Here is a 26,612-nt window from a genome sequence, read left to right on the forward strand (position 1 = left end):
ACCAAGCGTGGTTGGGCTTCGCCCAGGCCGGACGGGGAAAGAAACCGAGGCCCTTCCCGTGGTCGCTGCCGCTTGGCATGCGCCTTCGGCGGAACCGCCCTTCGGGCGAAAAGCGCGCGGCCGGTTCGGTGGTGGGGCGCGTGGGCCTGCGGCCGGCGGATGGCGATGACTGGCGGATCGCCGGTGAGTTGGGGGTGCTGCGGGCCGGAGGCCGGCGGGTGGTGAGGAGCCGCCCCGGTCCGTGTTGGCCGGGGCGGCTCGCTCTCTCCTACAGCAGGCTCAGGTCGACTGCCTCGGCCATCGCGCGATACCCAGCGTCGTTCGGGTGCAAGGCGTCGCCGCTGTCATAAGCAGCCAAGAGCTTGTCCGGGTCCGCCGGGTCGGCCAAGGCCCGGTCCAAGTCGATCACCCCGTCGTACTCCCCCGACGTCCGGATCCACTCGTTCACCGCATCCCGAATCGCCTCACCCTCAGGCGTGAAGTACCCAGCCCCCTTGTACGGCAGCAGCGTGGCACCCAGAACCCGCACGCCCTTCGCGTGTGCCTGCCGGATCAGCTCCCGGTAACCCCCGATGAGCTCCTCCGCAGTGATCTGGGTAGCAGGCGTGGTGCACGGGTGTTCGAACGAAGGGAAGCCGATGTCGTTGATGCCCTCCAGCACGATCACGGTGCGCACGTCGGGCTGGGACAGGGCGTCCCTCGCGAACCGCGTCGTGGCCTTCTCGCCGAAGCACGGGGAATCGTTGAGGACTCGGTTGCCGCCGATACCTGCGTTGACGACGTTCTTGCGGCCCCGTAGGCGTTCGGCTAGTTCGTCGGGGTAGCGGTTGTCGGCGTCTACCGTGGCACCCGCGCCGTCGGTGATGGAGTCGCCGAAGGTCACCACCGTGTCGGGGCGGGGTGAGGTGTCTACTGCTTCCACGGCGCTCAAGTAGAACCACGACTGGGTGGTCTCGGTGAACGGCTCGCCTGCCACGTCTGCGCGGTGGTCGCCGGCGGCGCGGTAGGAGGTTGCGGTGGCGAAGACGTGGCCGGTTGCTGGGCCGGTGGGGTCCGCCAAGTAGAGGGTGACGGTCAGCTTGGACAGTGGTGCCACTGGGAAGAGGGCCACGTCGCTGGAGGTTTGGGCGCCTACCGGCACGGTCGCCGAGCGGTTGCCTCGAAAGGTCAGGTGTCGGACCGAGCCGGGCTTGACGGCGGCACCGACGTCCGTTCTCGCGATGGTGGCCCCTGTGACCTTCAGGGGACGGGTTCCGTAGGTGTTCGACAGGCGGATGCGCAAGGCCGGGCCGCCGCCGTTGAGGCGGACGACCTGGCGGACCGTCTGGTTCTCGAAACCTACAGTGCCCCAGCTCGGGCCGAAGCCGTCGGTGGGCGCGTGCGGTGATGCGCCCCAGATCGCGGCGAAGCCGCGGTGCGGGTCGGCCTGTGCCGCGGGTGCCAGTGCCACCCCCACCACGGCTGTGAGCAGGAGTGTGGCGAGTTTCTTCATCTGTGTGCCCCCAGATGCGCGGTGAATCGCAGTCGATCACCAACCTACTCGTCCGGGTGCGGGCTCGCGCGGCTCCGGCACGCCCCTGTCGGGGATGACGCGTGGGGATCGGCGGCCGGTGGCCAGGCCGTTGGTGATGTGGTGGCGGGCCTCGCGGTCGGTCCAGCCCTCGACGCCGTTGTGGTGGGCGGCGGCGTTCAGGAGGGTGGCGGTGGCGTCCTGTTCGTCGAGCCAGCCTGCGCCGACCAGTTCGCCCAGGCGGCAGGCGGCGGTGAACAGGGCGTGCGCGCGGGTTCCGGGCACGGCTGTGCGGACTCGTTGGGCCTCGCCGTCCAGGGCGGCAGCCCGGTAGGCGCGGACCCGTCGCGGGGCGGGGATCGACGGGGTCGCAGGCGGGGGTGGAGGTGGGGGTGGGCTCAGGAGGCGGACCAGCCACTCCGGCGCGGGGGCGGGCGGGACGTCACGGATCACCTTGTACAGGCGCAAACCGCTGGTCATGTGCCGGATCGAACCAGCGGCGGCGACGTACCCGCCCGCCGAGCGGGTGTCCACGTGCCGGCCCAGCTTGCCGACGGTGTTGCGCAGCGGTGTCTGAGGGGCGCGGAAGTAGCGGTGTTCTCCCCCGCTGGGTGTGAACACGGTGTAGGTGTCGGCCGGGTCGTCCGCACCATATCGACGTGCCAGGTCGGCCAGCACGTCCCGGCCGTGCGGGATGCCCTGGTCCAGGTCCACCACGAGGAGGTCCGCGGCTCGGCAGGAGATCCCGATGTTGTACGGCCGGTGCCGCCACCAGGCCTCGACCTGCTTAACGTCCAGCGTGGCCCGCCGGTCCCAGTCCTTGAGCGCCGGCACCTTCCCCAACGGCCGCAACGGGAACACCGGCCACCCGTGTTCCACGGCCGTCAACGCCGCCGCGAGCCTCGCCTCGAACGCGCCCATGCCGCACCCCCAACACCTCGCCCTCCGGCGTGGGGGAAGCACACCGCTACGACCATTCTCCCTGGTCGCACCGCGTGCGTACAGGCGTCCGATCGGCGGCAACCGGCCCGCTGTGCGGGGTCCGCGGCGCGTGCGGACCCCGCACAGGGGTCAACGGCCGACTTCCTGGGCGGCCCAGGCGGCGGCTGCTGCGTAGTACTCGCCCGCGTTCGGGGCGAGGTTGATGGAGTGGCCGTAGTCGGGGAGGCTGAACGCGCGCACCTTGCCCCCGTAGTAGGGGGCCTCGGCGTCCAGGAGCGTCTGCGACGTCGAGCAGTCGGTGGCCAGCAGGCCGCACACGGCGGTGTCCCGGCTGCCCACCGCCACCATCACCGGCACGTCGATGAGCAGGCTGTACGGCAACAGCACCGACACGCCCAAGCCGTCCGCGGCCTCGGTCGCCGAGAACACGTCCTTTGTGGACTCCTCGATCGCCTCCAGGGGCGGCGCGAGGAACCCGGGCGCGTGGAAGCTCTCGTACCGGGTGCCGGGCGCGGTGGTCAGGTAGCCCAGCGGGTACAGCAGGCCGAACTTGGCGTCCAGGTTGGCGGGCACGAAGTGCGAGAACGCCTCGGCCACGCCCGCCGGGTTGACGGCGTGCGTCATGCCGGTCACCAGGACGCCGTCCACGTCCTTGTAGGTGCCGGCCTCCAGCACGCTGATCGCCGCGCCCAACGAGTGGCCGCCGGTGATCACCTTCTTGAACGACCGGCCGTACGCGCCCGACCGCAGCCCTTGCACGACCTGGTGCAGGGCGTCGGCCTGCACGAAACCGGTCAGCGCCACCGCGAGCGGCCGGGAGCTGGCGCCGGTGCCCAGGCGGTCGATCGTCAGGGTGGCGAAGCCGGCCGCGTTCTGGGCCGCACGGAAGGAGTGCGCGCCGTCGGGGTAGTTCCAGTACGAGCTGTTGTAGGTGGCGCCGGGCACCAGGACCTGCACGGTCGAGGCGCCGCTGGCCGGTGTGCACAGCTCGCCGTGCACGGTGTGCTGCTGCCCGAGGACCCGGACCGGGGCGTAGACGTCCCGGCAGGACGAGGCGGCGGCGGACGCGGTGGTCAGCGACGACGCCACGAGCAGCGCGACCGCGCCGGCGGCGAGTGAGTACCGCAAGGAAGAACGACCTCCTAATGGGAACGGGGAACGGCGGTCATCGGCAGGCGGTTCGGGTACGTCAAGCCGATCACCTTGGGGTGCACCGGCTGTCCGGGCACGGGGACCAGCCGCCACCGCGCCGCGATGGTCGCGGTGGCGATGGCGATCTCGTACTGCGCGTACAAGTGGCCCGGGCAGTGGTGCAGACCGCCGGCGAACGGCACGTACGCGCCGCGCGGCACCAGGGCCGCCCGCTCGGGCAGCCAGCGGTCGGGGTCGAAACGGGTGGGCTCGGGGTGCGAGAGCGGGTCGTGGTGCAGGGCGTGCGGGCTGAAGGCGACGTCCGTGCCGGCCGGCAGGTCGACGCCGCCCAGGGTCACGTCGGTGCTCGCCCGGCGCATCATGATCCACAGGGTGTACCGGCGCAGCACCTCGCTGATCACGCGCCGCGTGTAAGGCAGGTCGGGGACGTCGGCCAGGGTCGCCGGCCGCCGCCCCACCACCTCGTCGACCTCGGCGCGCAGGCGGTCGGCGACGTCGGGGTTCCGGCCCAGCTCGTGGAACAGCCAGGACAGCGCCACGCCGGTGGTCTCGCTGCCCGCGGTCAGCAGGGTCACCACCTCGTCGCGCACCTGGCGGGCGTTCATCGGCAGGCCGTGCTCGTCGCGGGCCTCCACCAACGTGGACAGCAGGTCGTCGCGGTCGGTGCGGCGGCCCGCCACCACGTCGTCCACGACCCGGTGGACGTGGGCCACCGCGTCGTCGAAGCGGCGGTTGACCGGGAACGCGAGCCACCCGGGGGCCAGCGCCCGGACCACGCCGAGCCGGATCATGGTGGGCGTGTGCCGGCGGACCTCCGCGCTGACCCGCGGGTCGAAATCGGTGGAGAACAGGGTGCGGCCGACGACGCCGATGGTGAAGTCCTGCATCACCCGGTCGAACTGGAGCACTTGTCCAGGTCGCCAGGAATCGACCAGGTCGGCCGCCGACGCGGTCATCACGGCCGCGTGCCGTTCCAACGCGGGGCGCTGGAGCGCGGGTTGGATCATCCGACGTTGGCGGCGGTGGAATTCGCCGTCCGTGCTGACCAGGCCGTTCCCGAACGCGCGGCGCAGTTTGTCGACCAGCAGCCCCTTGGCGAACTTCTCGGTCTGCCCGGAAAGGACCTGGTGGGCCAATTCCGGCGTGGTCGCGAAGTACACCGGGAGCGGCCCGAGCCACACCCGCACGAGATCGCCGTGGGACCGCAGTTTCGCGGTGAACGCGAGTCGTTGTCGCAGCATGGCGGGGGTGTGGCCGATCAGGGGTAATCGTCGGGGAACTGTGGGGACCTCACGTTTTCGGCTTCCGGTGGTCATCTTTGGCCTCCAGCCGGGGATTGACCGCGTGCACTCTATGCGCCGTTCGGAGGCCCTGGGGATCGCGCATTCGAGTTAAGTTGTTGGATCGGCTGGCTTCAGCGCGCCCGAGGCGGTTGGATGTGCTGGTTCCCCCATCCCCCAGGAGTGCGCCGTGACCGATCTCGACTGGGTGCCCGACGGCATCGACATCAACGTCCCCAGCGTGGCGCGCACATACGACTACCTGCTCGGCGGCGCCCACAACCTGGCGGTGGACCGCCGAATGGGTGACGAAATGCTGAAAGTGCTGCCCGGAGCGCGAAGACTGGTGCGGATCAACCGCGCTTTCCTCCGACGGGCGGTGACCCACCTGGTGGACGAGGGTGTCGACCAGTTCCTCGACATCGGCTCCGGCATCCCGACCGTGGGCAACGTCCACGAGATCGCCCCCGCCGCCAAGGTCGTCTACGTCGACAAGGACCCCGTCGCCGTCGCGCACAGCAAGCTCATCCTGGCCGGCAACGACCGCGCCACCGTGGTGCAGGCCGACATGCGCGAGCCGGAGGACGTGCTGTCCCGCCCGGAAGTGGTGGGGCTGCTGGACTTCGACCGCCCGATCGCCGTGCTGATGCTGCTGGTGCTGCACTTCTCGCCGCACTCGGAGGACCCGGTCGGCTACCTCGCCCGCTACCGGGACCGGCTCGCGCCCGGCAGCGCCCTGGTCATCTCCCACGCCACCGCCGACCGCCGCCTGGAGACCATGCGCGAGGCCGCGGCGACCGTGCGGCGCAGCAACTCCCAGGACAACCTCGTCTACCGCACCCACGCCGAGGTGACCGAGCTGTTCACCGGCTACGACCTGGTGGACCCCGGGGTCGTCGGCGTCGCGCTGTGGCGGCCCGACGGCATGGGGTCCATCTCCGACGACCCCGACGACAACACCCAGGTCTACGTCGGCGTCGGGCGCAAACCGGCGGGCGGGAGCCGCTGAGATGACCGCTGCGCTTCCCCAGGACGCGGAAGGACCGCGCGCCCGAGCGAAGCTCGCGAAGAAGTGGGCCTACCTGCTCAGCGCCCGCACGTTCATCCCGTTGAGCACGCCCGAACTGGAACGGCACCTGCTGGGCCTGGTGGAACGGCTGTGGGCGGCGGTCGGCGACGACGCCCTGGCCCAGCGCGTCGGCCACGAGGTCGGCGCGGCGCTGGTGGACCTCAACTGCACCGGGCCGGAGGGCTTGCAGTGCACGGTCGAGGTGGTGGCCAAGGGCCTGCTGACGATGGCGCCGCACGTCGACTCGGACCGGCTGCGGGACCGGGTCGTGGACGTCGTCGCCGCGCTGGCCGCCGGGTTCGTGCAGCGGGTGAAGAGCACCACGCTGGAGCAGCAGGAGCAGCTGGGCCGCTCGCTGTACCGGGCGATGCGGGAGGCCCAGGCCGAACTCCAGATCAGCCAGAGCCGGGTGGACCTGCTGGAGGGCGGGACGTCCACCGGTGTCGCGACCGCGGACCTGACCGGCCGGCTGGTCCAGGTCAACGGCGCGATGGGCCGCATCGTCGACCGCACCCCGGCGCAGCTGACCGGGACGCCGCTGTTCGACCTGGTCCACGAGGACGAGCGGGAGGGCCTGCGCGCCGAGTTCGCCCTGCTGGCCGAGGGCGGGACGATGTCGCTGACCCAGCCGCACCGGCTGCTGCGCGCCGACGGCGAGCTGGCGTGGGTGGCGTTGACGCTGTCCCCGCTGCGCCGCCACGAGGGCGGCAACCAGGTGGTGGTGCTGGCCGAGGACAGCACCGACGTGAACCTGTTGCAGGGCCAGCTCAACCACCAGTCGCTGCACGACGTGCTGACCCGGCTGCCCAACCGCCAGTACTTCACCAGCCGGCTGGAGCAGGCGCTGCGCGACGCCGACCCGGTGCACGGCATCACCGTCTACCACCTGGACCTCGACGGCTTCTCGCTGGTGACCGGCGGGCTGGGGCGCCCGGTGGGCGACCACCTGCTCAAGGTCGTCGGCGAGCGGCTGGAGCAGGTCGTGGCGGGCGAGGACGCGATGGTGGCGCGGTTCGGGTTCGACGAGTTCGCGGTGCTGGTGCGCAACTCCGCCACCACGCCCGACGTCGTGACGATGGTGCGGCGAATCAACGACAAGCTGTCCGAGCCGTTCGAGTCGCGCGGCGCGCTGGTCGCGTGCTCAGCCACGATCGGCGTCGTGCACCGCCCGCCGCGCGACGCGTCCCCGCACGACCTGCTCGACTCGGCGGACCTGACCCTGCGCCGCGCCAAGGGCAACGGGCGGCGGCAGTGGGAACTGGCCGACCCGGCCCAGGACACCCGCGACCGGCGCATGTTCGGCTTGGCCGCGACGATGGCGGGCGCGTGGGCGTCGGGCGAGCTGACCGTGCTCTACCAACCGCTCGTGCGGCTGTCGGACTCCAAGGTGGTGGGCGGCGAGGCGGTGCTGCGGTGGGACCACCCGCGGCTGGGCGTCGTGCCGCACGAGCAGTGCCTGGCGCTGGCCGAGGACACCGGCCTGGTCGTGCCGCTGGGCACGTGGCTGCTGCGGGTGGCGTGCGCCCAGGGCGCGGCGTGGTCGGCCCCGGTGCGGGTGTCGCTGACCGCGCGGCAGGCCGCCGACCCGGAACTGGTCGGCGCGGTGCGCACGTCGTTGGCGGACACCGGGCTGCCGGCCGGTGCGCTGTGGCTGGGCGCGCCCGCCGAGGTCGTGCTGGACGACGGCGAGGCGGCCGACAACCTGCGCATCCTGGCCGAGACCGGGGTGGGTGTGGAGGTCGACGGGTTCACCGCCGCGCCGGCCGACCTGGTCGCGGTGGCGGACTTCCCGGCCCGTGCGGTCCGGGTGTGCCGGCCGTTGACCGACCAGCCCGCGCCGTTGGTGGCGCGGGCGTTGGCGGAACTGCTGGCGGTGGTGCGGGAGTCCGGTATCGCGGTGTCGGTGGCCGACGTCAGCACGCCCGGTCAGGCGCGGTGGTGGCGGGAGGTCGGAGCGGAGACCGCGTCCGGACCGCTGTTCGCCCCGGCCGGTCCGCCGAAGGCGATCGCCGACCGGCTCTGATCAGGCCGGCGGGGCTGTGGCGATCGCTGATCAGGCGGTGGTCGTGACCCCGCACAGCGCGTCGGCGACCCGCCACAGGTCTTCCTCGCGCTCCACGTCGTAGGACTCCGCCGACGACGGGATCACCCGCCCCCGGTCGATGTAGGCGCCGCCCTCGGCCGGGCGCGGTCCGGTCATCGTCTCGGCCATCACCCGGCCCGCGCGCACCTGCCCGGTCGCCGCCGGGGTCAGCCGCAGCACGTGGCCGATCGACGCCACCAGCGCCCGGCTCACCGGGTCGGCGTCCCGGATCAGGCCCGTCCCCGGCACGAACCCCGGGTTGTAGGTGTAGGCGTCGGTGCCGGCGGGCAGGCGGCGTTGCAGGGCGTGCACCAGGTAGATCACGCCCAGCTTGCTGGTGGCGTACGCGCGGCGGCCCTCCCGCACCCCGCCCGGACGCGGGGCGGCCAGCGCGCGCACGTCGTCCCAGCGCGGCGGCGGGATCGCGCCGAACCCGTGCCGCCAGGTGCCGAAGTGGACGTCGCTTCCGACCACCAGGATGCGCGACCCGGCGGCGAAGTGGTCGCGCAGCAGGGTGAGCAGCAGGTGGTAGGCCAGCACGTTGACCCCGAAGGTCCGCTCGAACCCGTCGGCCGTGGTGTCCGAAGTGGACGTCTGCTGCACGCCGGCGTTGCCCAGGAACCCGGTCAGCGGCGGCAGTTGCCCACCCAGCATCGGGACGACGTCCCCGACCGCGCGGCGGATGTCGGCGAACGAGGTCAGGTCGCACGGGACCACGGTGAGGTTGGGCGCGGACAGCGGCACCTCGCCGCGCGCCAGCACCACCAGGTGGTCGTCGGGTCGGGTGCGCAGGAGGTGCGCGGCGGCGTGGCGGCCCAGGCCGCGGGTCGCGCCGGTCATCAGTGTCGTGCCCATCGGGCGGCTCCCGGTACTGAGTTCGAAGTGGTACTCAGTACCATAACGGACTTGGTGCCACGGCCGCTATGCTCTCCCGCATGTCGATCCGCCCACCGCTGCGCCAGCGCAAGGCGCAGCGCGCCCGCGACCAGATCGTCGCCGCCGCCTTCGAGCTGTTCGCCGAACGCGGCTTCGCCGACGTGACGGTCGCCGACATCGCCGAGCGCGCCGAGGTGGGCCGCACCACGTTCTTCCGCTACTTCGGCGACAAGCAGGAGGTCGTCTTCTCCGAGGAGCAGGCGATCATGGACGACTGGGTGACCCGGCACCGCGCCCTGCCGCCGGTGGCGACCCCCGACGACACCCTGGCGCAGACCCGCGAGTTCGCCTTGGTCCTGTGCCGCGAGATGACCGCCGACCGCGAGCACTTCGTCCAGCACGAACGCCTGCTGGAAGCCAACCCGGAGCTCAACGACCGGGCGATGCGCAAGTACCAGCGCCTAGTCGAGGCGATGAGCGAGAACCTGCGCGCCAAGGGCACCCCCGAGCCCACCGCCACCCTCGTGCCCCAACTGGCCCTGGCCTGCTACCGCACGGCCCGCCGCGTCGCGGGCCTGGACCCGGTCGCGCTGCCCGCCGCCCTGGACGCCGCGTTCGACCACCTCACCGCGTTGTCGCCGACGCGGTAGCGCAATTCCTTCCAGCCCGGTGGCGCAATTCGTTACCGGCGAATTACCGAGCACTCCTAACATTCCTCATCGGGAGGAATAATGAGCGGAGTGGTTGTCGTCGATGATTTCGCACCGGTCATCGACCTGTCGTCCGGGAACACCGCGGCGGGGCGCGCCGAGATCGCCGAGGCGATCGGCCGGTCTTGCCGGCGTTCGGGTTTCTTCACCATCGTGGGCCACGGCGTGCCACAGGAATTGGTGGAGCGGATGTACCGGACCACCAATGGTTTCTTCGGTCTGCCGGCGGAGGAGAAGGACCGGTCCGCGAGCGTCGCGGGCGTGTCGGGACTGCGGAAGTTCGACGGGAAGGGCGGCGTACCGGGCCTTTACGAGGCCTTCGCCGCGCACGTGACCGGCGACCTGCCGGAAGCGGATCGGGAGGCGTTGGGCGACTACCCGGCGACCTGGAAGGTGGCCAACCTCTGGCCCGATTCGCCCGCCGATTTCCGCGCGACCTGGCACGAGTACATGGCCGCGATGACGGCGTTGTCCGAAGACGTCATGCGCCTGTTCGCACTGGCCCTCGACCTGCCGGAGACGTTCTTCGACGCCAAGTTCGACCGGCACGTCTCACTGCTGCTCGCCAACTTCTACTACCCGCAACGGGAAACCCCGCCGCCGGGCCGGATCCGGCGCGAGTCGCACACCGACTGGGGCACGCTGACAATCCTGTACCAGGAGGACGACCTCAGCGGGCTGCAAGTGCTGACCGATGCGGGCGAGTGGCGGGACCTGCCCGCGATCCCCGGGAGTTTCGTGGTCAACATCGGGGACCTGATGGCTTTTTGGACGGGTGGCCGGTGGGCCTCCACCGTGCACCGGGTGGTCAACCCGGAACAGGGGAACACCGCGTCCCGGATCTCGATCCCGTTCTTCCACCTGCCCAACCACGACACGTCGATCGAGCCGATCGGGGGCGAGTTCCGGGGCGAAGGCGCCGCACCGGAGTTCGAGCGAGTGACCGTCGGACAGTGGTTCTCGCACAAGATGCAGCAGACCTTCGCCCCGAAACTGCCCGAAGAGCGCGTCGGTTAGATGCGGCAGGTGTCCAGGGAGCTGACCAGGATGGCGCGGGCGCCCACCTGCCAGAGCTGGTCCATGATGAACGGCGCGTCGTCGCGCGGCACCAGGGAGCGGACCGCCACCCAGCCCTCGCGGGCCAGCGGGGAGACCGTCGGGGACTCGATGCCGGGGACCAGCTTGAACGCCTCCTCCTGGGCCGCGACCGGGCAGTCGAAGTCCAGGATCACGTACCGGCGGGCGATGAGCACGCCTTGCAGGCGCCGGTGCAGGATCTCCACCGAGCGGACGGCTTCGGGGGTCTCCGCGACCGTGTCGCCCTGGATCAGGACGGCCTCGGACTTGAGGATGGGCTTGCCGAAGGTCTCCAGGCCCGAGGTCTTCAGGGTGATGCCGGTTTCCACCACGTCCGCGATGGCGTCGGCCACGCCCAGTTCCACCGCGGTCTCCACCGCGCCGTCCAGGCGGACGAGCTTGGCCTTGATCCCCTGCTCGGACAGGTACTCCTCGACCAGGTTCGGGTAGCTGGTGGCGATCCGCTTGCCCTCCAGGCCCGCCTGGTCGGTGATGCCGCCGGGCTTGGAGGCGAAGTAGAACGACGCCCGGCCGAACCCCAGCGGGAGGATCTCCTGGGCCGACACGGTCGAATCGAGCAGGAGGTCCCGGCCGGTGATGCCGACGTCCAGCGAGCCCTCGCCGACGTAGACGGCGATGTCGCGGGGACGCAGGAAAAAGAACTGCACATCATTTGCCGGATCGGCCACGATCAGCTCGCGCCCCGACCGATGGACCCGGTACCCCGCCTCGGACAGCATTTGCGCCGCGGGAGCACTCAGGGAGCCCTTGTTGGGCAGGGCGAAGCGAAGAGGAGCCATGACCCGCAGTCTCCCACACCCGCCTACGAGGCTCTGACCTGGGGCCGGGCTCCCAAGGAATGGGAAGTGAACAATAATCCGACCATTCGCCGAAAGGGTCAGAGAAAACGACCCAATCGGGTGTTCGCGGTCGCCAGTCGGCCCAGGGCGAAGGACACCGCGACCGCCCCGCCTGCGACCAGGAACGCCTTCACCTCGGCCGGCAGCGGCACCGGGCGGGCGGCCACGGCGAGCAGCACCAGGACCGGTCCCTGGACGACGAAGGCCGCGAACGCGGACCGGGCCAGCGCGCCCGCGAACGCCCCGCCGCGGGTGAGCCTGCGTTGCGCCAACCCCAGCAGCCACACCGACCCGCCGACCACCAGCACCGATTCGACGACCGCGAGCAGCAGCGCCTGCCACCGCCACCCGCCCAGGAACGGACCGGACTGCCCGGACAGGTCCGACACCCCGACCGCCACCGCGGTCACCGGCACGGAGGCGAGGGCCAGGAACGCCACCACCCGGCAGGTGCGCCACATCCGCTCGGGAACCCGCTGCGCGAGCCCGGCCCGCGCGCCGGCGATGCCCAGGCCGAACAGGGCCAGCAACTGCGGCCACCACCAGATGTGCAGGTCCCCCACCTGACCGCTGCGGGCGGGCACCCACAGTCGCACCACGAACGTGCTCACCGCGACACCGGCGGTCACCACGACCAGGTGGCCGGTGGTGAGCGTGCGCGGCGTGTCCGAAGGGCGTCCGACGACCGCGTAGGCCAGGGAGAACAGCAGCAGGATCGCCACGAACCACAGCGAACCCGAGTCCAGGAACGGGTCGCGGTGGGTGAAGACCCACCACGGCGACACGTCGTGCCCGGCTGCGCGGTAGGCCACCCACAGCGACAGCGGCCACACCAGCAGCGCCGACAGCACCCACGGGATCCCCAGGCGCACCAACCGTTCCCGGACGAACCGGCCCCGGCCCTTGCGGGCCAGCGAGCCGGGGGTGAACAGCCCGGACAGCAGGTAGAACGTGCCCATCAGGAACAGTCCCGACGGTCCGAGGACCGCCGCCAGCACGGCTTCCACGCGGGGCGCGAAGGTGACCTCGTTGACCTCGTCGTAGGGCCACCCGCCCACGGCGGAGTACCCGAGCAGCGCGTGCCCGCCGATCACCCAGGCGACGAGCAGCACCTTCAGGTTGTCCACCGCGGTCAGTCGCGACCGCTGTCCCACCTGCGCGGTCATGCCTCCAAGGTAACCCCGGGCGACGGCGGTCGGACCGCACCACTACTGTCTGTCGCCGATTGGCGGTGGTGGTGTGCACGGGATCGATGCGTTCGTCGACCAGGTCTCCCGCGCGATCGACGCGCAGGAGGGTGCCGCGGTGGCCGCCGCCCGGGCCGAGCCGCCCTACCCGTGCCGCGCCGCCGGGCCGGGGAAGTTCGTGGTGAGCGGCCCTCATCTACCTGCCGTGGGCACGTTGCTGGAGCTCGGTGGGGTGCGCGGGCGGGTGGTGCGGGTGGACGCTCGGACCGTGACCATCCGGTTCGACCGGTTTGTCGGGCCTTTGGCGACCGGCGTGCTGGTGCCGGTCGCCGAGTCCTTCGATCGACACCGCGCCGCGCTGCGTGATCTGCGCGGGCATCGGCTGGTGGAGTCGTTGGCGCTGGGGCGGGTTGCGCCCTTCACGCCCCTCGACGACGTGCCGGCCGAAGGGCTGGACCCGGACCAGCGGGAGGCTTTGCGCCGAGGGCTGGCCGTGCCGGACCTGCTGGTCGTGCTGGGCGGTCCGGGCAGCGGGAAGACCCGGCTGGTCGAGGCGTTGCTGGCGGCTGGTGTGTCCACTGTGGACGATGTCGACCGGCTGGGGTGGCCGGAGCTGGTGGTGCGGCTGGCGGACCTCCGGCGGGTGGTGCTGGTGGGCGAGGAGCGGGGCGTGCTCGCCGAACTCGCCGCCCGGCTGCCGGCCGCGAACGTCGTGCGGCTGACGCGCCGGCGCGAGGTGCCGGTGGAGATCGCCGACTTCTGCGCCCGGCTGTGCGGTCACGGCCCGCGCGGGGCGACCGGCCACGTGCACCGGGACGACGTCTTCGCCGGTCCGCTGGCCTTCGTGGACACCTCGGGCCTGCCCGCGCGCCGCCGCCGGGAACGGCCCACCCGGCAGCGCGGCCAGGGCTTCTACAACCCGGTCGAGGCCAACCTGCTGGCCCGGCTGGCGGCCCACTACGAGACCGCCGGCCGCGACTGGGCGGTGGTCGTCCCGCACGCCGCCCAGGCCGAGGAGGTCACCGCGCGGCTCGTGGCGCTGCTCGGTGCGCACGACCGGCTCCGGCGCAACATCGGGGCGCAGGACTTCCGGGGCGGCGACCGGCAGGTCGTCCTCTACGGCTTCACGCGCGACCGGGCGGACCTCCGCCACACCGGCGCGGCGCTGCGGTCGACCCGGGCGGGCGAGCAGTTGGTGCTGGTCGGCGACCTGCCCGCGCTGGGGTTGCGCGACCTCGTCCCCCGACCGCACGGGCACGACGAGGTCCTGGCCGCGCTCACGACCCGCCGGGCGTGACGGAGACGCTCGCTGGGCTTCGCCGGGCGCTCGCTGAGCTTCACGACCCGCCGGGCGCGACCAGGCCGGTCTCGTAGGCGGCGATCACGGCCTGCACGCGGTCCCGCAGGCCGAGCTTGGCCAGGATGCGCGCGATGTGGGTCTTCACGGTCGCCTCCGACAGGTGCAGCCGGCCCGCCAGCTCCGCGTTGCTCAACCCGCTCGCCAGCAGCCGCAGCACCTCCAGCTCGCGCGGGGTCAACGCGGCCAGGTCCTGGTGCACGGTCGGAGTGCCGGTGTCGCGGCGGGCGAAGCGCTCCACCAGCCGCCGGGTGATGGTCGGGGCCAGCAGGGCGTCCCCGGTGCGCACCAGGCGCACGGCGGACACCAGGTGCTCGGGCGTGACGTCCTTGAGCAGGAACCCGCTCGCCCCGGCGGCCAGCGCCGCGTACACGTAGTGGTCGAGGTCGAACGTGGTCAGCATGATCACGCGCGGCTCGTCGGGCCGACCGGTGAGGATGCGTCGGGTGGCCTCCAGGCCGTCCAGCTCGGGCATGCGGATGTCCATCAGCACCACGTCCGGCCGGGTGCGCCGGACCGCCTCGACGGCCTGCGCGCCGTCGGACGCCTCGGCCACCACGTCGATGCCGTCGGCGGACAGGATCATGGTGAACCCGGTGCGGACGAGGAGCTGGTCGTCGGCGACCACGACCCGCGGTGTCACATCCCCTCCAGCGGGATCAGGGCCTTGACCCGGTAACCGCCGGTGGGGCGGGGACCGGTGTGCAGGGTGCCGCCGTAGACCGACAGCCGTTCGCGCAGCCCGATCAGGCCGCGCCCGCTGCCGGCGGCGCCGGTCGCCACCCCGCCGGTGTCGGCGACCTCGACCGACAGGTGGTCGGGGGTGTACTCGACGGTGACGGTCGCCGACGCGCCGGAGGCGTGCTTCACGGTGTTGGTCAGCGCTTCCTGCACCACCCGGTACGCGGCGAGCCCGACCCCGGAGGGCACCGGGCGCGGCGGACCGGCGACGGTCAGGCCCACCGGCAGGCCCGCGCCGCGCATCCGGCCCACCAGGTCGTCCAGGCGGTCGATGCCGGGCTGCGGCGCGAGGTCGTCGGCGTCCGGGCCGTCCGGGGTGAGCAGGCCCATGACGTGCCGCAGCTCCGCCATCGCCGAGCGGCCCGCGGCCTCGACCGCGAGCAGCGCGTCCCGGGCCTGGTCGGGCGCGGAGCCCATGACCTTGCGGGCGGCGCCGGTCTGGATGACCATCACGCTCACGTTGTGCGTGACCACGTCGTGCAGCTCGCGGGCGATGCGGGCGCGTTCCTGCTCCACGGCCCGGCGAAGTGCGTCCCGCTGCTCGCGTTCCATGACCGACAGCCGGGTGCGGCGCTCGTCGGCGCGCAGCTTCCACGTGCGCAGCCCGTTGGCCGCCAGCACGAGCGGCACGACCACCAGCAGCGGCACGTACTCGTTGGGCACGGTAGGCAGCACCGGGTGCTCGGGCAACCACAGGGCCAGCACCGCCAGCGGCAGCGACGCCAGGGTCGCCACCCGGTACGGGCTGTACGCGGCGGCGGTGTAGGCGGCGATGACGCACGCGTAGAAGGTCAGCCGGGGCGCGTCGGGGACGGTCAGCCCCACGAGCATCACCACCCACAGCACGGCCAGCGGGTAGCGGCGGCGCGCCACCAGCGCCAGCGAGGCGACCAACGCCACCACCACCGCGCCGAACTCGGAACCCTCGTAGGCCGAGCGGGGTTCCGCGAACGGGGAGAACGGGGGCGGCGGGGCCATCGGGTCGGGCGGGAACAGGCCGACCGGCGCGTCGAAGTCGGTGATGTTCAGGGCGAAGTCCAGCGCGCCGACGCACAGCGCGACGGCGAGCAGCACGTCGAAGACCAGGCTGCGCCGGCCGGGACGCGGCAGCGGTCCCGTCGCGCGGGCCAGCGCGGCCACGCCGGCGCGCAGCCGGACCGGACCGCGTTGTCCTCCGTCCGGGTCCGCCTCCGCCCACGCCAGGACCCGGCCCGGCAGTGGGCGCGGCCGGCCGGCGACCGGGCCGCGCGGCGGGCGCGTGACCTGGGCCGCCCGCGCGCGCAGTCGGTCGATCATCGGCCCATTCTGACCGACGAGCCCCGCCACGACACCCCTCCGGAGGTCTCCCCGCCGTACGACGCTCGACTACGCCGCGGGGATGACACGGCGTCGAGTCCTCCCGACGCGGTAGCGGAAATGGCTCCGGCGACCGACGTGCCCGCTCCCCGCCCGGCCCTAGCGTCCCGGCGACCGCAAGGGAAGGAAGAGGATGTCCACGCCGCTGATCGAGCTGCACGACGTGACCCGCAAGTACGAGAACGGTCCGCCCGCGCTGCGGGAGGTGTCGCTGACCGTGCGGGAGGGCGAGGCTGTGGCCGTGCTCGGGCCTTCGGGCAGCGGGAAGTCGACCCTGTTGAACCTGGTCGCGGGCCTGGACCGGCCGGACCTGGGCACGGTCACGGTGGCCGGCACGCGGGTCGACGGGCTGGGCGAGGCGGGGGCCGCGCGCTACCGGCGGGCGAAGGTCGGCCTGGTGTTCCAGTTCTTCAACCTGCTCGACGACCTGACCGTGCTGGAGAACGTGGTGCTGCCCGCCCGGCTGGCCGGCACGGGGCGCGCGGCGGCCCGGCGACGGGCCGGTGAGCTGCTCGAGTACCTAGGGATCGCGCGGCACGCCACCGCCCACCCCGGTCGGCTGTCCGGCGGGGAACGGCAACGGGTCGCGGTGGCGCGGGCGCTGGTCAACCGGCCGCCGCTGCTGCTGGCCGACGAGCCGACCGGCGCCCTCGACAGCGCGTCCGGCGCGGACGTGGCCGACCTGCTCACCGAGCTCAACGCCGACGGGCAGACCGTGGTGCTGGTGACGCACGACCTGGAGTTGGCGCGGCGCTGCACCAGCCGGACCGTGCGCCTGGTCGACGGGCAGGTCGCGCTGGACGAGGTGGTGTCGCGGTGAGCGCGCTGCCCGGCCTGGTCCGCTCCGGGGTGACCCGGCGGCGGATGCAGTCGGCCGTCATCGGGTTGGCGGCGTTGCTGGCGGTCACCGCGGCGCTGCTGGGCGGGTCGCTGCTGGTGGTGTCGTCCACGCCGTTCGAGGACGCGTTCGCGGCGCAGTCCGGGGCGCACCTGTCCGCGTCGTTCACCGCCACGGCCCAGGAGGTTGGGGCCACCGCGGGCACGGCTTCGGCGTCGGCCGGGCCGTTCCCGACCGCGTCGACGGCCGTGCGGGTGGACAGGATCGACCTGCCGCCGATCACCGTCGTGGGGCGGGCCGACCCGGGCGGGTCCGTCGACCGGCTCACGCTGGTGGAGGGCGAGTGGGCGGACGGTCCCGGTGAGATCGTGGTGGCCACGTCGTTCCCGATGGACCGGATTTTTGGACGGCAGGTGACGCTGACCGATCTGCCGGGTGATCCGGTGGTGAAGGTCGTCGGGGTGGCCCGGTCCGTCACGCGCACCGCGGAGGCCTGGGTGGCGCCGTCTGTGCTCACCGCGCCGCAGGGGTACCAGATGCTGTACCGGTTGGCGGCGCCGCTGGAGGTGGACGCCGCTCTGGCCGACGTGACGGCCGCCGTGCCCGAGGGCGCGGTCGCGGGGTCGCGGTCGTGGCTGACGGCCAAGCAGGAGGCGGTGCGGGAGAGCGCGCTGTTCGTGCCGTTCCTGGTGGCGTTCGGCGTGCTCGGGTTGGTGATGTCGGTGCTGGTGGTCGGCAACGTCGTCGCCGGCGCGGTCGCGTCCGGCGTGCGGCGGATCGGGGTGCTGAAGGCGTTGGGGTGCACGCCCCGGCAGGTGGTGTGGACGTACGTGGGCCAGGCTCTGGTGCCCGCTTCTTTTGGGGTGCTGCTGGGCGTGGTCGCCGGGAACCTGCTGGCGATACCGGTGCTGGGGCAGACCGAGGAGGTGTACGACGCCAGCCTGTCCGTGCCGTTGTGGATCGACGTGGTGGTGGTTGCTGGGGTGTTGGGCGTGGTGACCGTGACGGCGTGGGTTAGCGCATTTCGGGCCGGGCGGTTGCGGACCGTGGACGCGTTGGCGGTGGGGCGTACGGGAGGGGCTCGTGGGCGGTTCGCGTTGCGGTGGTTCGCTCGGTTGCCGCTGCCACTCGCGTTGGGACTGGCTCGACCGTTCGCTCGGCCCGCACGGGCGTTCGGGATGACCGCGGCCGTCGTGTTCGGCACTGCCGCCGTGACGTTCGCCGTGGGGTTGGGGGTGTCGCTGGGGGTCATCCAGTCGGCTCGGGACTACGACACGTCCGATGTCACCGTGGGGGTGGAGGGGCCGATGCGGCCCGACCGGGTCGAGCCCGATCCTGGGGTGGTGGCCGCCGCCTTGTCGGCGCAGGCGGGCACCGATCGGTACTTCGGGTTGGCTCGGGCGGAGATGACCGTGCCGGGCATGGCGGGTTTCTCGCAGGTGTACGCGTACAGCGGGGATGCGAGTTGGGGTGGTCACCCCATGATCGCCGGGTCTTGGTACTCGGGGGCGGGTGAGGCCGTGGTGCCGACGGCGTTCCTGACTGCCACTGGTCGCGGGATCGGAGACACGGTTTCGTTGCAGTACAAGGGGAAATCGGTGTCTGTGCGGATCGTGGGCGAGTTGTTCGACACTCGGCACGACGGTTTGGCTGTGTACCTGGATGCCGGGACGTTTCCGGAGTTGCGGGCGGAGAAGTTCTTCGTGTCCTTGAAGCCTGGCACGGATGTCCAGTCCTATGTGGATGGTGTCAATTCGGCGCTGGGGTCTGGTGGTGTGAGCGCTTTCCCGAGTGATTCGGGGCAGCTGAGCGACACGATTCTGGTGATCGGCAGCTTGACCGCGTTGTTGACCTTGTTGCTGGTGACGGTGTCGGCGTTGGGTGTGCTGAACACGGTCTTGCTCGACACCCGGGACCGGGTGCGGGACCTGGGCATCCAGAAGTCGCTGGGCATGACCCCGCGCCAGACCGTCGCCGTCGTGGTGTCGTCGGTCGGTGTGGTGGGTTTGGCGGGTGGGGCGTTGGGGGTGCCGCTGGGGACGGCCCTGCACGACCGGATCCTCCCGGCGATGGGGCGGGGTGCGGGCACCAACCTGCCGGCGGCGGCCTTCACAGTGTACTCACCGCTCCTGCTGGCGGGGTTGGTGGTCGGCGGCATGGTGATCGCGGTCCTGGGCGCGCTGCCCCCGGCGGGCTGGGCCGCGCGCACCCGGACCGCCACCGCGCTGCGCACCGAGTAGTCCTGGGGTGGTCACACCGCGGGCAGGAGTTCCTGTCCCTGGTCGTGCCACCACGCGTCGAACGCCGGGCTGCACCCGACACGGGCGGCGTACGCCGAGAGGATCCGGGCGTGGATCTCCTCGACGTGCGCCGCCACGGCCGTGTCCGGGCGGTAGAACAGCCGGAGTTCCTGCCACAGCGGCAGGTCCGCCAGCGCTCGGACCGCGATGGTGCCGGGGCGGTCGCGGCTGGTGGCCAACGCCGGACCGACCGCGAGCTTGGCGTGCACCAGTTCCAGCATGGTGGCCAGGCAGGTCGTGCTGTGGGGTTGGCGCAGGTCCAGGCCATGTTCCTGGCAGGTCCCGTTCAGGTAGGCCGACCAGCGGGTGGTGCCGGGTGGTTCGTCGACCCAGGGGTGGTCCAGGACGTCGGCCAGCGCTACCGGACCCGGCCGCACGACCGGGTGGTCGTGTGCCATCGCCACGAAGACCGGCTCCGCCGGGTGCACGAGCACGCTGGCCACGTTGTGCGGGGTCGTCGTGCCCGGCAGGGGTGGGCGGTAGACCAGCGCCAGGTCCAGTTCGCCGATCGCGACCTTCTCCACGCTGATCCGGTCGTCGGTGTCCTCCACGAGGTGCACATCCGCACACCACGCCTGCTCCCGCAACCACCGACCAACCACCACGTGCAGAAACCCGCAGTACCCGCCAAGCCGCAACGGACCCGCCGGGTCCCCCCGCCGCGACCACTCGGCGACCCGGTCCGCGATCGCACTCATCCCACCCAGCACGACCCGGGCTTGCGCCAGGACGTCCGTGCCGAGCGGTGTGGGCAGGCAGCCGTGCTCGGTGCGGAAGAACAGCGCGCCGCCCAGGCTGTGCTCGATGCGCTTGAGCAGCCCGGACAACGCCGGTTGGGACAACCCGAGCCGTCGAGCCGCTCGGGTGAGGCTGCCGGTGTCGTCGATCGCGATCAGCGCACGCAGATGCCGCACTTCCAACTCCACGGGCCACTCCCCCACTCCACGTAGGAAATGCGGCGGCCCCGCGACCGTACTCCCGTAGTGAGTCGGGTCGCTACGGTGTCGTGGACTCCAGGGTGTACTGGCCCGAGCCGCTGTAGGCACGCAGTTGCCACCGGTACCGGCCTGTCGTGCCGGTGTAGCTGACCTTCTCGGTGGACGTAGGCCCGGTTCCCGATGCGACCGTGCGCCACGACGAGCCGTTCCACTTCTGGAGGTAGAGGTCGAAGTCCGTGTTCGCCGGTCCGGTGAGGCAGCCTTTGTGCGCTCCTGCCGCCGCTTCGTAGTACCCCGACTTCGGTTCCACGGCCGTGCTGCTGAGGTTCCCGGTAGCCGCCGTCCCGCACCCACCGGGCGGCGTTCCACCGTCGGAGGTGACGAGCGTGACGCCGTACGTGCGCAGGATTTCGGGCACCGGCTGGAAGTAGGTCGTGGCGGGGCCACCCTTGCAGTCCCCGGAGCCGCCGGAGGTCACGCCTTGGGCTTGGTTGCCGGAGATCGCCGATCCTCCCGAGTCACCGGGTTCGGCGCAGGCCGTGGTTTCGATCGCTTGGTAGACCTTGCCGATCGAGGGACCGTAGTCGACCGTCGCGTCGCGGGAACGGATCCCGCCACAGTGCCAGCCGGTGGTACCGCCAGACCGACAAATCGAGGCCCCCACAGGCGCTTCCACAGCCCCCGCCACCGCCACCCGCCCGCCGTTGTAATCGTTCACCGCGCCGACCGGGATGTTCCCAGCGTCAGTCCGCACAAAGGCCATGTCATCCACCGGAAAACTAGACCCTTCAAACCGCCCACCCGGCTGGGTGGTCGTCTCCCCCACATCCCCGCAGTGCCCAGCGGTGATAAACCCTCCCACCACCGAGAACCCAACCGAACACCCGTACTTGCTGGTCCAATACCGATTCCCCCCAACAACATCAATCAGGGGCCGCACCCGCTCCCCCGACTCAACCACTTCCACCGCTCCCCACTCCACCCTGCTGGTGGCGATCCACTCCGCCACTTGCTGTCGTGCATGGGGCAGGTACTTGACCACAACGCGGTTGTTCAGCACGTCTACGTACCACCCGGGCACCCCTTCGGGCGCCTGCCCGGCAACCTGGTCCAGCCTCGCCTTGGCTGCCTTCAGCTCCCGTTCGGATCGCTTCACGATCCGGACATCCGCACCAGCGGCTCGGGCTTTGGTTGCCGCACGCGCGTCGGTCACCCCTACTACGAGGCGATTGGTGGCGGGGTCGAACCAGCTTCCGCCGAAGGTGTCGCCCAGGGTTGCGCGGACGAACCGATCGACTTTGGTGGCTGCCTGTTCGGCGGCAAGCAATGCCGCGGGGTCGGCCACTCCCAGGTCGCGTTGCAGGGCGGTTGCCATCGGGTCTTGTGTGGTAGCGCTCTTTTGGGCCTCGGCCGGGGCGGCGGATAGCAGCATCCCAGCGGCAGTCGCTGCTACTGCCGCTATCACTGTTGGGGACGAACGCAGTCTGAACATCGCGAATCTCCTTGCAAGGCAGGGAAAGCCCGGCGGGACTCACTTCATGTCCCCGCCGGCCAGAACCCCGAACCTAACTGCGCTCCGGGCGGCCCAGGGAGATCACAACTCCCCATAGCACCTCCACACTCCGAGCCACCTCAGCCAGCCCTTCCCCACCCCGCGCTCTCGGCCCCAATCGCGACCAGGCGCACTCCCCGACGGCCCCACACACCCCGCTCCACCTCCGCGCTTCACCCCGACAACCGGCCGCTTCGCTTTGGCACGGTGAACGCAGAGGTGGCAGGGATGGCCAGCGTGGCAAGTGGCCCAGGTGGTGAGTCGGGCGGCTGGCGAGTCGGGCGGCTGGCGAGTCGCGCAAACTGGCGAGTCGAGCGGGCTGGCATGGTTCGGCGCTGCGGCCTAGCAAAGCCCGCGCGGCCTAGCAAAGCCCCGCGCGGCTTGGCGGAGCCGGCACCGGCTGGCGCGACCTAGGCGCGGCTGACGAGGCCAGCGCGGCCGGGCGAAGCCAGCGCCAACTGGTGGGGTCGACACCGCCCTGCCGCGGCGCCAACTGGCAGGGTGGACGCGGCCCTGCCGAGCAGGCGCAAGCTGGCAGGTTGAAGCCGGCCCGGCGGGCCGACGGGGCTGACGGCCAGCGCGGCCAAGCAAAGCTCGCGCCGCCTGGGCACCGACTCGGCGCAGCTGGCAGGGCTGAGGCGACCTGGCGCGGCAGGCGGTTCGCGCGGCAGGCGGCGGGCGACGGGCGGCTGGCGGCTGGCGACGGGCGGCTGGCGGCTGGCGGCTGGCGGCTGGCGGCTGGCGCAGCCTGGCGAAGTTCCGCGGCCTGGGCGCGGCTGGCAGGGCTGCGGCGACCTGGCGCGGCTGGCGGTTCGCGCGGCTGGCGGCTGGCGGCTGGCGCAGCCTGGCGAAGTTCCGCGGCCTTGGCGCAGCTGGCAGGGCTGCGGCGACCTGGCGGGGCTGGTGGTTGACGCGGCTGGCGGTTGGCGCGGCCAGGCAAGGTTTTCGCGGCCTGGGCGCGGCTGGCAGGGCTGGGCGCGGGCGGGGCTAGTACCGGAGGCTGAGCGTGGGCAGGGCGAGGTTAGCGGCGGCGACTGGGACCGCTGGCGTGAGCCCGGTGCGGCTGACGCCAGCCGGCCCGGGTTGAGTGCGGCTGGCCTGGGCTGGTGGGCGCGCAGTTGGGCAGAACCTGCTCTGGCGGGGTGGCGGGGTGGGCTTGCCTGAGCTTGGCGGAGTCGACCCGTGCGGCGGGTGGGCGCGGGCGGGTGTTGCGGGTTGGCGTCGACGGTGGTGCGGGTGGTGGTGAAGGGGCCTTGCCGGTCGGGAGCTCGCCGGTCGGGAGCTCGCCGGTCGGGAGCTCGCCGGTCGGGAGCTCGCCGGTCGGGAGCTCGCCGGTTGAGGGCGTGTCGGCCGGGGGTGGTGCTTGCCCTGGCCCGGAGGGGTGCCCTTGTCCCGCGCTTCCTACTTACGGGATCGCGTGAGAGCGGGGAAAGTTGCAGATCCTGCATGTCACACGATCGGGTGGTCCGTTGTGGGTGGCCCTGGGGTTTCAGGATGTGGGCTTCGGGGTGGGGGTGCGTGTCATGATTTACGGTATCCGATCTTGGAGGTGTCGGTGGTCAGGGTGTTGCGGAAGTTGGGGTTTTTGACCATCGGGTTGTTTGATGGGGACGATCCGCGGCCGGGGCACGAGGCTACGTTGGAGGTCATTCAGCTTGGTGAGGCCCTTGGCTTTGACACTGCCTGGGTTCGTCATCGCCACCTCCAGTACGGGATCTCCTCGCCCGTCGCGCTCCTTGCCGCCGCCTCTCAGCGCACCCACCGCATCAGCCTTGGCACCGCCGTCATCCCCCTCGGTTGGGAGAACCCGCTTCGCCTTGCCGAAGACCTCGCCACCGTCGACCTCCTCTCCGGCGGACGGCTCAACCCCGGCGTGAGTGTTGGCACGCCGATGCGGTTTGAGCACGTGAAGGAGGCGCTTTACCCGACTACCGCGGAGTACGAAGACTTCAGTTACGCCCGCGTTGAACGTCTGCTGCGGTACGTCCGGGGGGAAGCGGTTACCGAGGCGGCGCAAGAGGGGTTTGAGGTGTACTCCGATCGGGTGCAGCCGCAGTCTCCGGGCCTCGCGGAGCGCATCTGGTATGGCGGGGGGAGTTTGCGATCTGCTCGGTGGGCTGGGGAGAACGGGTTGAACTTCCTGACCGACAACGTGGTGCGGGCCGAGGAGTCCGAGGACTTCGGGGTGATCCAGCGTGATCTCATCAGGAACTTTCGGGAACAGCATGTGGACGGGGACAAAGCGCGGGTGACACTCGGGGTCGTCATGATCCCGACGGACAGCGCCTCACCCGCGCAGAAGGCGAAGTACGAGGAGTACGTGCGGAAGCGCCTGCCGCGCACCGAGCGTCCGCAAGGACCCGCTCGGGTGATGTTCGCCCCGGACCTGGTGGGCACGGCCGACCAGATCGTCGAGCAGCTGAACGCGCACCCGGCCTTCCACGAAGTGGACGAACTGGCCGCCGCCCTGCCGTTCACCTTCGAGCACGAGGACTACGTGCAAATCCTCACCGACCTCGCCACCCGCCTCGGCCCCGCCCTCGGCTGGACCCCGGCTGGTTAGGCCGACCGGCCCGCCGGGTAGTCCGGAGCATGGGTGATGAACGAGTCCGCTCCGAGCAGCAGGAAGAAGTGGAGCGCCGCACCGGCCCCACCGACGAACCGGTGCGCGACGCCATCCAGGTGACCACGCCCGGCGGCGGCGGTGAGCCGGAGGACGACGAACCCGACGAGGTCGCCCAGGACGCGGGCACCTCCTACACCGGCGGCCCCGAGGAGCAGGCGCTGCACATCGAGGACCACGAGGACGGCGGCGGACGTGTCGACCGGCCCACCTCCGGCTACGTCGACGACCCGGACAGCGACCCGGACAACGACCCGGACAGCTGAACGCCCCGCACCGCCCACCGCCCCAGGTCCACGGCGTCCGCCACGAGGACGTCGTGGACCCGGTAAGCGTTTACCCCGGCAGCGGTGGCGAGGATCAACGTAGCCAGGCCGGCACGGCGTTGGAACGGTGACTGCGACACCTGCCACCCGATCACGCCCGCGCGTCGCAACACCACCGTGCGCCTGGCGAACGTGCCGGACCGCATGACGACGAACTCCCCATCGACCCCGTGCCCCAACGACCGATAAGCGTCGAACGCCAGCCACACCCCGGCAACCAGACCCATCAAGCCCGCAACCCACGCGATGTGCACGAGGAACGGCGACAGCCACCAGCCGAGACCGCCGACCACCGCCACGGGTGGCAGCACCACCAGGGGCACCCGTCCGAGACGCCGACGCAAAGCCGCCCTGGGATGACGAAGCAGAGCAAGAGGCAGAGCGACCAGGGCTGGAGTGCAACCGTCCGAGGCGACGGGGACCGGAGTGGAAACGTCTGAAGAGACCGGCGCGCCTAGCGTCTCTTCGGCCACGTGCCATGCCAAGGCGAGCGGTGCGGGTGGGAGCAATGCCGACTTTGGGGCTGTGGAGCGGTCCTCGGCCGTGCCCAGCCCCACGGCGACGGCGTTGGTCCGGGCCGCTCGCACCGGTCGCAGCAGCAACGGCTCGGTCACCTGTACGCCCCGCACCCGCGCCCGGTCCACCGTCATCGACCGCGTGGTCAGCAACCCCCGCCGCACCTGGAACGTGTCCCCCGACCGGGACAGCCGGAAGTCCCACCAGGTCTCCACGAACCACGCCGTCGACCCGCACGCGCCCAACACCACCACACCGGACACGAGCACCCCGACCGCCGCCCACACCGGCAGGCCCGCGAAGAAGAAGTACACCTCCCGCACGAACCCCAGCTCGTAAGGCTTCACCCCGAAAGAGTCGAGCACGCGGTAAGCCCCGCCCATCACCACCCCGACCCCACCGACCGACCAGAACGTCAACGACCCATACCTCAGCCAAGCCCAGTCGAACGCTGCCAACCGCACCTCACCACCCGCCGGCCGGAGCCGGTCGCGCAAGCGCTCGGCGCGCGCCCGGGTCACCCCGTCCAAGCGCAGCCCACCCTCCCCGGTCGACACGACGACCGTGGCCAGCCCGAACAACCGGTGCAAGGGCTCCGCACTCACGTCCACGCCCCGCACCCGGTCGAGCGCCACCGACCGCGCACGCCGGAACACCAACCCGGACCGCACCTCGAAAGCGGTCGCGGTAACGCGATACCGAGTGGTCGCCCAGCGCAACACGTAAACGCCACCCACCACCGATCCGGTGAAGATCAAGCTCGACAGGGTGATCACAGCCGGCAACGACCACCCGTCGAACACCACCACCCCCACCACCGGACCGACCGGCCACGACGCCCCGACCAGCACCAACCTCGGGTCCACCCGCTCCCAAGCAGTCACGTGGCGTCACCCCCGTGTCGCCGCACGGCCCGCCCCAACTCCTCCACCAACCGTTCGGCCAACACTCGGTCCAAGCCCGGGATCTTGACCGCGCCAGCCGTCGAAGCAGTGGTGAGCGTGACCCCGGTCAGCCCGAACGCCTGCTGCACCGGCCCCCGCAGCGAGTCCACGGTCTGCACGCGCGACAGCGGCGTCACCCGCCACTTCTGCCACAGCCACCCGCTGCGCGCGTAAACGACGTCCTCGGTCACCTCCCACCGGTGCACGCGGTAACGCCAACGCGGCATGACCAGCACGTACACCGCACCGACCACACCGGACACCAGCGCCAACGGCACGAACACGAACCGCGTCGGCGGGATCACCAGGGCCAACACCCCGAACACCACCACCGGCGGCAACGCCCACAGCAGCGCCACGGCCGTCCACCAGCCG

The 26,612-nt window shown here is 71.7% G+C and carries 22 protein-coding genes; 9 read left to right on the plus strand and 13 right to left on the minus strand.

Going from position 1 to position 26,612, the window contains the following annotated elements:
- Nucleotides 1-268 precede the first annotated feature (268 nt).
- From WBN91_RS24575 to WBN91_RS24590, 4 genes are all read right to left on the minus strand, one after another.
- Nucleotides 269-1,492 (minus strand): SGNH/GDSL hydrolase family protein, encoded by a 1,224-nt coding sequence (locus WBN91_RS24575; RefSeq protein ID WP_337726715.1) that lies wholly within the window; start codon nt 1,490-1,492, stop codon nt 269-271.
- 36 nt (nt 1,493-1,528) lie between these two features.
- The gene (locus WBN91_RS24580; protein WP_337726714.1) at nt 1,529-2,431 is read right to left on the minus strand and encodes a bifunctional DNA primase/polymerase; all 903 of its coding nucleotides are present in this window, start codon (nt 2,429-2,431) and stop codon (nt 1,529-1,531) included.
- A gap of 150 nt (nt 2,432-2,581) precedes the next feature.
- Entirely contained in the window at nt 2,582-3,580 is a 999-nt protein-coding gene (locus tag WBN91_RS24585; RefSeq protein ID WP_337726713.1) for an alpha/beta hydrolase, read from the minus strand.
- Between the two features lie 14 nt (nt 3,581-3,594).
- A complete protein-coding gene (locus tag WBN91_RS24590; RefSeq protein WP_337726712.1) occupies nt 3,595-4,920 on the minus strand; it encodes a cytochrome P450 in 1,326 nt (441 codons plus the stop codon).
- 154 nt (nt 4,921-5,074) lie between these two features.
- Between WBN91_RS24590 and WBN91_RS24595 the strand changes: the two genes are divergently transcribed.
- Both WBN91_RS24595 and WBN91_RS24600 read left to right on the plus strand, forming a co-directional pair.
- Nucleotides 5,075-5,893, plus strand: a complete 819-nt coding sequence (locus WBN91_RS24595; protein ID WP_337726711.1) for an SAM-dependent methyltransferase — start codon at nt 5,075-5,077, stop codon at nt 5,891-5,893.
- A gap of 1 nt (nt 5,894) precedes the next feature.
- On the plus strand, nt 5,895-7,976 hold the full coding sequence (locus tag WBN91_RS24600) for a putative bifunctional diguanylate cyclase/phosphodiesterase (protein ID WP_337726710.1): 2,082 nt from the start codon (nt 5,895-5,897) through the stop codon (nt 7,974-7,976).
- A gap of 30 nt (nt 7,977-8,006) precedes the next feature.
- On the opposite strand, the gene WBN91_RS24605 is transcribed toward WBN91_RS24600, so the two are convergent.
- Nucleotides 8,007-8,891, minus strand: a complete 885-nt coding sequence (locus WBN91_RS24605) for an SDR family NAD(P)-dependent oxidoreductase (RefSeq protein WP_337726709.1) — start codon at nt 8,889-8,891, stop codon at nt 8,007-8,009.
- Between the two features lie 80 nt (nt 8,892-8,971).
- Here WBN91_RS24605 and WBN91_RS24610 point away from each other — a divergent pair, with 80 nt between their 5' ends.
- Both WBN91_RS24610 and WBN91_RS24615 read left to right on the plus strand, forming a co-directional pair.
- The gene (locus WBN91_RS24610) at nt 8,972-9,562 is read left to right on the plus strand and encodes a TetR/AcrR family transcriptional regulator (protein ID WP_337726708.1); all 591 of its coding nucleotides are present in this window, start codon (nt 8,972-8,974) and stop codon (nt 9,560-9,562) included.
- 81 nt (nt 9,563-9,643) lie between these two features.
- Nucleotides 9,644-10,639, plus strand: coding sequence for an isopenicillin N synthase family dioxygenase (locus WBN91_RS24615; protein ID WP_337726707.1), 996 nt, complete (start codon nt 9,644-9,646; stop codon nt 10,637-10,639).
- Here the strand turns inward: WBN91_RS24615 and hisG are convergent.
- Together hisG and WBN91_RS24625 are read right to left on the minus strand one after the other, a co-directional pair.
- Nucleotides 10,636-11,499, minus strand: coding sequence for an ATP phosphoribosyltransferase (hisG, locus tag WBN91_RS24620; protein WP_337726706.1), 864 nt, complete (start codon nt 11,497-11,499; stop codon nt 10,636-10,638). The two genes, WBN91_RS24615 and hisG, sit on opposite strands and share 4 nt — an antisense overlap.
- 98 nt (nt 11,500-11,597) lie before the next feature.
- A complete protein-coding gene (locus WBN91_RS24625; protein ID WP_337726705.1) occupies nt 11,598-12,725 on the minus strand; it encodes an acyltransferase family protein in 1,128 nt (375 codons plus the stop codon).
- Between the two features lie 73 nt (nt 12,726-12,798).
- Here WBN91_RS24625 and WBN91_RS24630 point away from each other — a divergent pair, with 73 nt between their 5' ends.
- Nucleotides 12,799-14,043 (plus strand): hypothetical protein, encoded by a 1,245-nt coding sequence (locus tag WBN91_RS24630; protein WP_337726704.1) that lies wholly within the window; start codon nt 12,799-12,801, stop codon nt 14,041-14,043.
- 40 nt (nt 14,044-14,083) lie between these two features.
- Here WBN91_RS24630 and WBN91_RS24635 read toward each other — a convergent pair whose 3' ends face one another.
- On the minus strand, nt 14,084-14,746 hold the full coding sequence (locus WBN91_RS24635) for a response regulator transcription factor (protein WP_337726703.1): 663 nt from the start codon (nt 14,744-14,746) through the stop codon (nt 14,084-14,086).
- Nucleotides 14,743-16,140 (minus strand): sensor histidine kinase, encoded by a 1,398-nt coding sequence (locus WBN91_RS24640; RefSeq protein WP_337726702.1) that lies wholly within the window; start codon nt 16,138-16,140, stop codon nt 14,743-14,745. Before WBN91_RS24640 ends, WBN91_RS24635 begins: the two co-directional genes overlap by 4 nt.
- 193 nt (nt 16,141-16,333) lie before the next feature.
- Here WBN91_RS24640 and WBN91_RS24645 point away from each other — a divergent pair, with 193 nt between their 5' ends.
- Both WBN91_RS24645 and WBN91_RS24650 read left to right on the plus strand, forming a co-directional pair.
- The gene (locus WBN91_RS24645) at nt 16,334-17,020 is read left to right on the plus strand and encodes an ABC transporter ATP-binding protein (protein WP_337726701.1); all 687 of its coding nucleotides are present in this window, start codon (nt 16,334-16,336) and stop codon (nt 17,018-17,020) included.
- Nucleotides 17,017-19,278 carry an ABC transporter permease gene (locus tag WBN91_RS24650; RefSeq protein ID WP_337726700.1) on the plus strand — a complete coding sequence of 754 codons (2,262 nt, stop codon included), beginning with the start codon at nt 17,017-17,019 and terminating at the stop codon, nt 19,276-19,278. The genes WBN91_RS24645 and WBN91_RS24650 overlap by 4 nt, the downstream gene beginning before the upstream one ends.
- Before the next feature lie 11 nt (nt 19,279-19,289).
- Here WBN91_RS24650 and WBN91_RS24655 read toward each other — a convergent pair whose 3' ends face one another.
- Both WBN91_RS24655 and WBN91_RS24660 read right to left on the minus strand, forming a co-directional pair.
- Entirely contained in the window at nt 19,290-20,264 is a 975-nt protein-coding gene (locus tag WBN91_RS24655; protein ID WP_337726699.1) for a LysR family transcriptional regulator, read from the minus strand.
- 70 nt (nt 20,265-20,334) lie between these two features.
- On the minus strand, nt 20,335-21,651 hold the full coding sequence (locus WBN91_RS24660; protein ID WP_337726698.1) for a S1 family peptidase: 1,317 nt from the start codon (nt 21,649-21,651) through the stop codon (nt 20,335-20,337).
- Between the two features lie 1,720 nt (nt 21,652-23,371).
- On the opposite strand from WBN91_RS24660, the gene WBN91_RS24665 reads away from it, so the two are divergent.
- Nucleotides 23,372-24,391 (plus strand): LLM class flavin-dependent oxidoreductase, encoded by a 1,020-nt coding sequence (locus WBN91_RS24665; protein ID WP_443217790.1) that lies wholly within the window; start codon nt 23,372-23,374, stop codon nt 24,389-24,391.
- A gap of 29 nt (nt 24,392-24,420) precedes the next feature.
- A complete protein-coding gene (locus WBN91_RS24670; protein ID WP_337726697.1) occupies nt 24,421-24,717 on the plus strand; it encodes a hypothetical protein in 297 nt (98 codons plus the stop codon).
- Here WBN91_RS24670 and WBN91_RS24675 read toward each other — a convergent pair.
- A complete protein-coding gene (locus tag WBN91_RS24675; protein ID WP_337726696.1) occupies nt 24,669-26,177 on the minus strand; it encodes a PH domain-containing protein in 1,509 nt (502 codons plus the stop codon). The genes WBN91_RS24670 and WBN91_RS24675 overlap by 49 nt on opposite strands.
- Nucleotides 26,174-26,596 carry a PH domain-containing protein gene (locus WBN91_RS24680; protein WP_337726695.1) on the minus strand — a complete coding sequence of 141 codons (423 nt, stop codon included), beginning with the start codon at nt 26,594-26,596 and terminating at the stop codon, nt 26,174-26,176. The genes WBN91_RS24675 and WBN91_RS24680 overlap by 4 nt, the downstream gene beginning before the upstream one ends.
- Between the last annotated feature and the right edge of the window lie 16 nt (nt 26,597-26,612).

This window comes from Saccharothrix sp. CCNWYY140 (genome assembly GCF_037401995.1).
Lineage (GTDB): Bacteria > Actinomycetota > Actinomycetes > Mycobacteriales > Pseudonocardiaceae > Actinosynnema.